The organism is Mesorhizobium sp. M7D.F.Ca.US.004.03.1.1, assembly GCF_003998635.1.
GTDB classification, from domain to species: Bacteria; Pseudomonadota; Alphaproteobacteria; order Rhizobiales; family Rhizobiaceae; genus Mesorhizobium; species Mesorhizobium loti.
In genome coordinates this window covers 1-6633 of the sequence record NZ_RZQG01000282.1, presented here as the reverse complement: position 1 = coordinate 6633, position 6633 = coordinate 1, and the positions used below count along the sequence as shown (strand labels likewise).

At 62.7% G+C, this 6633-nt stretch carries 7 protein-coding genes; all 7 read left to right on the top strand.

Features of this window, described 5'->3' with window-relative positions; translation table 11 throughout:
* Positions 1–74 precede the first annotated feature (74 nt).
* The 7 genes from EN935_RS17185 (at position 75) to EN935_RS17155 (ending at position 6474) form a co-directional block, all read left to right on the top strand.
* Positions 75–671: an adenylate kinase gene (locus EN935_RS17185; RefSeq protein WP_127265784.1), complete on the top strand. Its 597-nt coding sequence runs from the start codon at positions 75–77 to the stop codon at positions 669–671.
* Between the two features lie 210 nt (positions 672–881).
* A complete protein-coding gene (gene rpsM / locus EN935_RS17180) occupies positions 882–1250 on the top strand; it encodes a 30S ribosomal protein S13 (RefSeq protein WP_006205445.1) in 369 nt (122 codons plus the stop codon).
* 140 nt (positions 1251–1390) lie between these two features.
* Positions 1391–1780, top strand: a complete 390-nt coding sequence (rpsK, locus tag EN935_RS17175) for a 30S ribosomal protein S11 (RefSeq protein ID WP_006205444.1) — start codon at positions 1391–1393, stop codon at positions 1778–1780.
* 104 nt (positions 1781–1884) lie between these two features.
* Positions 1885–2895 carry a DNA-directed RNA polymerase subunit alpha gene (locus EN935_RS17170; protein WP_013531438.1) on the top strand — a complete coding sequence of 337 codons (1011 nt, stop codon included), beginning with the start codon at positions 1885–1887 and terminating at the stop codon, positions 2893–2895.
* A 104-nt stretch (positions 2896–2999) separates the two neighbouring features.
* Complete coding sequence (gene rplQ / locus EN935_RS17165; protein WP_027057011.1) at positions 3000–3431, top strand: 50S ribosomal protein L17; 432 nt, start codon at positions 3000–3002, stop codon at positions 3429–3431.
* 200 nt (positions 3432–3631) lie between these two features.
* Positions 3632–5119: a DegQ family serine endoprotease gene (locus EN935_RS17160; RefSeq protein ID WP_109672240.1), complete on the top strand. Its 1488-nt coding sequence runs from the start codon at positions 3632–3634 to the stop codon at positions 5117–5119.
* Positions 5120–5166: 47 nt separating this feature from the next.
* A complete protein-coding gene (locus tag EN935_RS17155; RefSeq protein ID WP_127373465.1) occupies positions 5167–6474 on the top strand; it encodes a replication-associated recombination protein A in 1308 nt (435 codons plus the stop codon).
* The last annotated feature ends 159 nt before the right edge of the window (positions 6475–6633 follow it).

Sequence of the window (6633 nt, the reverse complement as noted above, 5' to 3'; positions counted from 1 at the left end):
CAGGGTCACCTGATTGCGCACCAGTATGAAGGCCTGATCAAGAAGTCGAAGCTGCGCGGGGGGAAGAAAGCCAGATGAGGTTGATATTGCTTGGGCCGCCAGGAGCGGGCAAGGGGACACAAGCACAAAGACTGGTAGAAAAACACGGCATACCCCAGCTTTCGACGGGCGACATGCTGCGTGCTGCCGTCCAGGCAGGCACCGAAGTCGGCAAGCGCGCCAAGGCGGTGATGGATGCCGGTGAGCTGGTCTCCGACGCCATCGTCAACGCGATCGTCGCCGAGCGTGTCGATCAGGCAGATTGTGCCAAGGGGTTCATCCTCGACGGATATCCGCGGACCCTGGTGCAGGCGGACGCGGTCGAGCAGATGCTTTCGGATCGCTCCCAGGGCCTCGACGCCGTCATTGAGCTTGTCGTCGACGACAAGGCTCTGGTCGGGCGTATCGTCAAGCGCGCCAACGAGGCACAGGCCGCCGGTCAGCCCGTTCGCAAGGACGACAATCCGACCGTGTTCGAGGAGCGTCTGAGGGAGTACTACAAGAAGACCTCGCCGCTGATTGGCTACTATTACGCCAAGGGTAAGCTCCGGAGCGTCGACGGCATGGCCGATATCGATGCCGTGACGGAACAGATCGAAGCGGTGCTCAAGGACGCAGTGCGGGGAAATTAACGATTGCACTTGACGGAAGCGGTTCGCTGCGGTATGGCGGCCCGTCTTCCTATCAGGCATGAGCTTTGCTTGTCCGCAAGGGCAAGGCAGCTGCTTTGAACTGGAAACTCCCGCATGGGCCGGCCTCCACCGGACGCGGGGCAACTTAAGATAGCGCCGGGCCTGCCTTGTTTTTGAGGATTGGCCGGCCCACATGGAGAAGGGAAGAACATGGCTCGTATAGCCGGCGTCAATATTCCGACCAACAAGCGCGTTGTCATTGCGCTTCAGTACATTCACGGCATTGGCAAGAAGTTCGCCCAGGAGATCGTCGACAAGGTCGGCATCCCGGCCGAGCGTCGCGTCAACCAGCTGACCGACGCGGAAGTGCTGCAGATCCGCGAAACCATCGACCGCGACTACCAGGTCGAAGGCGACCTGCGCCGCGAAGTCTCGATGAACATCAAGCGGCTCATGGACCTCGGCTGCTACCGCGGCCTGCGTCACCGCCGCTCGCTGCCGGTCCGCGGCCAGCGCACGCATACCAATGCGCGCACCCGCAAGGGCCCGGCCAAGTCGATCGCCGGCAAGAAGAAGTAATTTAGGGCAGTAAGGGAGTAGGGCGGTAAGGCAATAGGATCGGCAGACATACTGCCCTACTGCCATATTCCCCTGCTGCCTTTCTCCTAGGTGGAGCCGCTGGCATTACGGCGGTGTAGAGATCAACTGAAAGGACTGTCATGGCCAAGGAAGCCGCTCGTGTTCGCCGTCGCGAACGCAAGAACATCTCGTCGGGCGTTGCCCACGTCAATTCGACCTTCAACAACACGATGATCACCATCACCGACGCGCAGGGCAATTCGATTGCCTGGTCGTCGGCCGGTGCCCAGGGCTTCAAGGGGTCGCGCAAGTCGACCCCGTTCGCTGCTCAGATGGCTGCCGAGGATGTTGCCAAGAAGGCCCAGGAACACGGCATGCGCATGCTCGAAGTCGAGGTCTGCGGACCTGGCTCCGGTCGTGAGTCGGCATTGCGCGCCCTGCAGGCGGCAGGCTTCACCATCACCTCGATCCGTGATGTGACGCCGATCCCGCACAATGGCTGCCGCCCGCGCAAGAAGCGTCGCGTCTAAGCAATTTACCGAACGTCGCGCGAGCGCCCCTTGGGCGCTCCTCCACGGCATTCCAGGTCGCCCGCCACGATTGGATGGTGGCGGGTCAACGGAAGGAAAGCATCATGATCCAGAAAAATTGGCAGGAACTGATCAAGCCGAACAAGATCGAGTTCTCGTCGAAGAAGAAGACGCTGACCACGCTGGTCGCCGAGCCGCTCGAGCGTGGCTTTGGCCTGACGCTGGGCAACGCGCTGCGCCGCGTGCTTCTGTCTTCGCTGCGCGGTGCGGCTGTTACCGCCGTGCAGATCGACGGCGTTCTGCATGAATTCTCGTCCATCGCCGGCGTGCGCGAGGACGTGACCGACATCGTCTTGAATATCAAGGAAATCGCTATCCGTATGGAAGGCGATGGCCCCAAGCGCATGGTCGTTCGCAAGCAGGGACCGGGTGCGGTTCTCGCCGGCGACATCCAGACGGTTGGCGACGTTGAGATCCTCAACCCCGACCACGTCATCTGCACGCTGGACGAAGGCGCTGAAATCCGCATGGAATTCACCGTCGACACCGGCAAGGGTTACGTGCCGGCCGACCGCAACCGCGCCGAAGACGCGCCGATCGGCCTGATCCCGGTCGACAGCCTCTATTCGCCGGTCAAGAAGGTCTCCTACAAGGTCGAGAACACCCGCGAGGGCCAGGTTCTCGATTATGACAAGCTGACCATGACCATCGAGACCGACGGTTCGATCACCGGCGAGGATGCGGTGGCTTTCGCCGCCCGCATCCTGCAGGACCAGCTCGGCCTGTTCGTCAACTTCGACGAGCCGCAGAAGGAAGTCGCCGCCGAGGCCGTCACCGAGCTCGCCTTCAACCCGGCGCTGCTCAAGAAGGTCGACGAACTCGAGCTTTCGGTGCGTTCGGCCAACTGCCTGAAGAACGACAACATCGTCTATATCGGCGACCTGATCCAGAAGACCGAAGCCGAGATGCTGCGCACCCCGAACTTCGGCCGCAAGTCGCTGAACGAGATCAAGGAAGTCCTGGCGGCGATGGGCCTGCACCTCGGCATGGAAGTGCCGGACTGGCCGCCGGAAAACATCGAAGACCTCGCCAAGCGTTACGAAGACCAATATTGAGCATGAATACCAAGGATCGGCGGCGTGGGCCGCTCGATCCGACGGTCATGCGGAAAACCATCAGAGGCCGCGGCCTCTTGAACAACTGAAGAAGGAAAAGAGCCATGCGCCACGGTTTCAAAGGCCGTCGCTTCGCCCGAAGCATTAGCCATCGCAAGTCGATGTTCGCCAACCTCGCCGTGTCGCTGCTCGAGCACGAGCAGATCGTCACCACCTTGCCGAAGGCGAAGGACCTGCGTCCGATCGTCGAGAAGCTGGTGACGCTCGGCAAGCGCGGCGACCTGCACGCCCGCCGCCAGGTGATCGCGCAGATCGGTAACGAAGGCGTCGTCAAGCGCCTGTTCGACACCATCGCTCCGCGCTATGCCAACCGCAACGGCGGCTATCTGCGCATCATGAAGGCCGGCTTCCGCCACGGTGACAACGCCGCGATGGCCGTCATCGAGTTCGTCGATCGCGACACCTCGGCCAAGGGCGCCGGCGACCGCGCTCGTATCGAAGCCGAAGGCACCGACGCGGACGCCGCAGCCGCATAAGGCTCGGTTCTCCGGATTGAATTCAAAGGGGCCTGCGGGCCCCTTTTTTGTTTTCTGGAAGCAGTAGATTGCGGCCAAAGCCGATCTTTTGGCCAGAACCAAGGGTGTTTGCCCAAAATAATCGGATTTCAGCGGCTTAGCCTTTCATTTTGCACAATCGTCGGGACAATGCCCCCGAACTTGCCTTGGAGGATTCGCGAATGCGCGCCAACCGACTGTCCCTTGTTCTGCTCTTCGCCATGATGGCGTTTGCGGCCGCGCCGGTGGTCAGGCAGGCGTTGGCCGAGGAGACCAAGACCGATCCCGGTCTGTCCGATGTGCTGACCGATCTGCTGCATGGCGTCGAAGGCGAGAACGCCACGTCTGGTCCCGACAAGCGTGTGCCGTTCGGCCGCGAGGAGGTGCAGCTGTCGTTTGCGCCGCTGGTCAAGCAGACGGCGCCGGCCGTGGTCAATGTCTATGCCTCGCAGACCGCCAAGGTGACATCGCCTTTCGACGGCGATCCCTTCTTCGAGGAATTCTTCGGTCGTTCGCAGCCGCGGGCGCAGTCTTCCTTGGGTTCCGGCGTGCTGGTCGACCCGACCGGCGTCGTGGTCACCAATTACCACGTCATCAAGGATGCCGATCAGGTCAAGGTGGCGACCGCGGACGGGCGCGAGTTCGACAGCAAGGTGCTGCTCAAGGACGAGACGCTCGACCTTGCCGTGCTCAAGATCACCTCGGACAAGCCGTTTCCGGTCATTGCCATCGGCGATTCCGATGCGCTCGAGGTCGGCGATCTGCTGCTGGCCATCGGCAACCCCTTTGGCGTCGGTCAGACCACCACCAGCGGTATCGTCTCGGCACTTGCCCGTAGCCATATCGGTGTTTCCGACTCAAGCTTCTTCATCCAGACCGACGCCGCAATCAATCCGGGCAATTCCGGCGGTGCGCTGATCAACATGGGCGGCCAGCTGGTCGGCATCAACACGGCCATCTACAGCCGCAGCGGCGGCTCAATCGGCATTGGCTTTGCCATTCCCTCGAACATGGTTCGCGCCTTTGCCGACGCGGCCAAGGCCGGGCTCGACTTCTTCGAGCGGCCCTATATCGGCGCCGAGTTCGAAGCGGTGACGCCGCAGATCGCCGAATCGCTCGGCATGGAGAAGCCGACCGGTGCACTGGTCTCGTCCGTCGAGGCGACCGGACCGGCCGCCAAGGCAGGGCTCAAGCCCGGTGACGTCGTGCTGCAGCTCAACGGCAAGCCGGTCGAAAGCATCGAAGCTCTGGACTACCGGATGGCGACGCTGTCGATAGGCACCACCGCGAATTTCGCGGTTCTGACCAAAGGCCAGCAAGCGGCGATGGACATCGCGCTGGAGCGCGCTCCGGAAGGCATGAAGGCTGCCGAAGTGACGCTGCACGGCCGCAGCCCGTTCTCAGGCGCCAAGGTCGCGGAACTATCGCCTCGGCTCGCCCAGAAGCTTGGCCTGCGCACCGACATCAAGGGCGTCACCGTGGTCGACATCAACCGCGATTCGCCGGCCGCCGATTTCGGTTTCCAGCCGGGCGACATCGTGCGCGAAGTGAACGGCACCACCATCGATACCGCCGCGACCCTGGAGCAGGCGGCCAAGACGGATACGCGCTGGTGGCGCTTTACCGTAGAGCGTGGCGGGCAGATACTGCGTCAGGTGTTGCGTTATTAGAGCACGACCCATGAATTCGGGCTCATGCTCCAACGAAAAAGAAGTGCATGGCCGATCTGTTCAGCGTCGATGAACCGGAAAAGGCGCCGCTTGGGAGGCCGCTGGCCGACAGGCTGCGGCCCAAGAATCTTGGCGAGGTCGTCGGCCAGGAGCATCTGACCGGCCCTGACGGCGCGCTGACCAGGCTGATTGGTTCTGGTTCGCTCGGCTCAATGATCTTCTGGGGTCCGCCCGGTACCGGCAAGACCACGGTGGCGCGGCTGCTCGCCGGCGAAACCAGCCTGGCCTTCGAGCAGATATCAGCGGTCTTTTCCGGTGTCGCCGACCTGAAGAAGGTGTTCGAAGCAGCCAAGCTACGCCGCGCCAATGGCCGCCAGACCTTGCTGTTCGTCGACGAGATCCATCGCTTCAACCGCGCCCAGCAGGACAGTTTCCTCCCTGTCATGGAAGACGGAACCGTCGTGCTGGTTGGCGCCACGACCGAAAACCCGTCCTTCGAACTGAATGCGGCCTTGTTATCCCGCGCGCGCGTTCTGGTCTTCCATTCGCTTGGCGAGGAGAGCATCGCCAAGCTGATGACGCGGGCCGAGGAGACCGAGGGCAGGGCGCTGCCGCTCGACGACGAGGCGCGCGCCATGCTGATCCGCATGAGCGATGGCGACGGCCGCGCCTCTCTTACCCTCGCAGAGGAAGTCTGGCGGGCGGCAAAGCCCGGCGAGGTCTTCAATCCCGAGGGATTGCAGCGCATCGTGCAGCGCCGAGATCAGATTGTAGTGGCCGTCCTGGCCCTTGTCATAAATCGGCGCGCGGCGCTGCACAAATCGGTGCGCGGTTCGGACCCCGATGCGGCGCTCTACTATCTTGCGCGTATGTTCGATGCCGGCGAGGATCCGCTCTATCTCGGCCGCCGGCTGGTGCGCATGGCGATGGAGGACATCGGCCTTGCCGACCCGCAGGCGCTTGTCGTCGCCAACGCCGCCAAGGACGCCTACGACTATCTTGGCTCGCCCGAGGGCGAACTCGCCTTTGCCGAGGCCACCGTCTATCTCGCCACCGCACCCAAATCCAACGCCGTCTACAACGCTTTCAAAGCGGCCACGCGGGCCGCGAAGGAACATGGCTCGCTGCTGCCGCCCAAGCACATCCTCAACGCGCCGACCAAGCTGATGAAAGAGGAGGATTACGGCGCCGGCTATCGTTACGACCATGACGAGCCGGATGCCTTTTCGGGGCAGGATTACTTTCCCGAGAAGATGGGCCGCCAGACCTTCTATGATCCGCCCGAGCGCGGCTTCGAGCGCGACATCAGGAAGCGGCTCGATTATTGGGCGAAGCTGCGCAAAGAGCGGGAATAGCGGGTTTGCGTGACCCGGTCGTCGTCACGCTTCGAAACGAGGCTTCGCCTTGGGGCATTTCCGCCGCGGTCGCTCTCCACGCGCTTCTCGCTGCGATGCTGGCCGTGATGCCGCTGCCGAAGCCGCCGAAACGGCTGGAGGAAGAGCGGGGTGCGGTCC

What these genes read in the sequence shown, in the direction of transcription:
- EN935_RS17185 (WP_127265784.1), top strand. Translation starts at nt 75, where the DNA reads ATGAGGTTGATATTGCTTGGGCCGCCAGGAGCGGGCAAGGGGACACAA.
- rpsM (WP_006205445.1), top strand. Translation starts at nt 882, where the DNA reads ATGGCTCGTATAGCCGGCGTCAATATTCCGACCAACAAGCGCGTTGTC.
- rpsK (WP_006205444.1), top strand. Translation starts at nt 1,391, where the DNA reads ATGGCCAAGGAAGCCGCTCGTGTTCGCCGTCGCGAACGCAAGAACATC.
- EN935_RS17170 (WP_013531438.1), top strand. Translation starts at nt 1,885, where the DNA reads ATGATCCAGAAAAATTGGCAGGAACTGATCAAGCCGAACAAGATCGAG.
- rplQ (WP_027057011.1), top strand. Translation starts at nt 3,000, where the DNA reads ATGCGCCACGGTTTCAAAGGCCGTCGCTTCGCCCGAAGCATTAGCCAT.
- EN935_RS17160 (WP_109672240.1), top strand. Translation starts at nt 3,632, where the DNA reads ATGCGCGCCAACCGACTGTCCCTTGTTCTGCTCTTCGCCATGATGGCG.
- EN935_RS17155 (WP_127373465.1), top strand. Translation starts at nt 5,167, where the DNA reads ATGGCCGATCTGTTCAGCGTCGATGAACCGGAAAAGGCGCCGCTTGGG.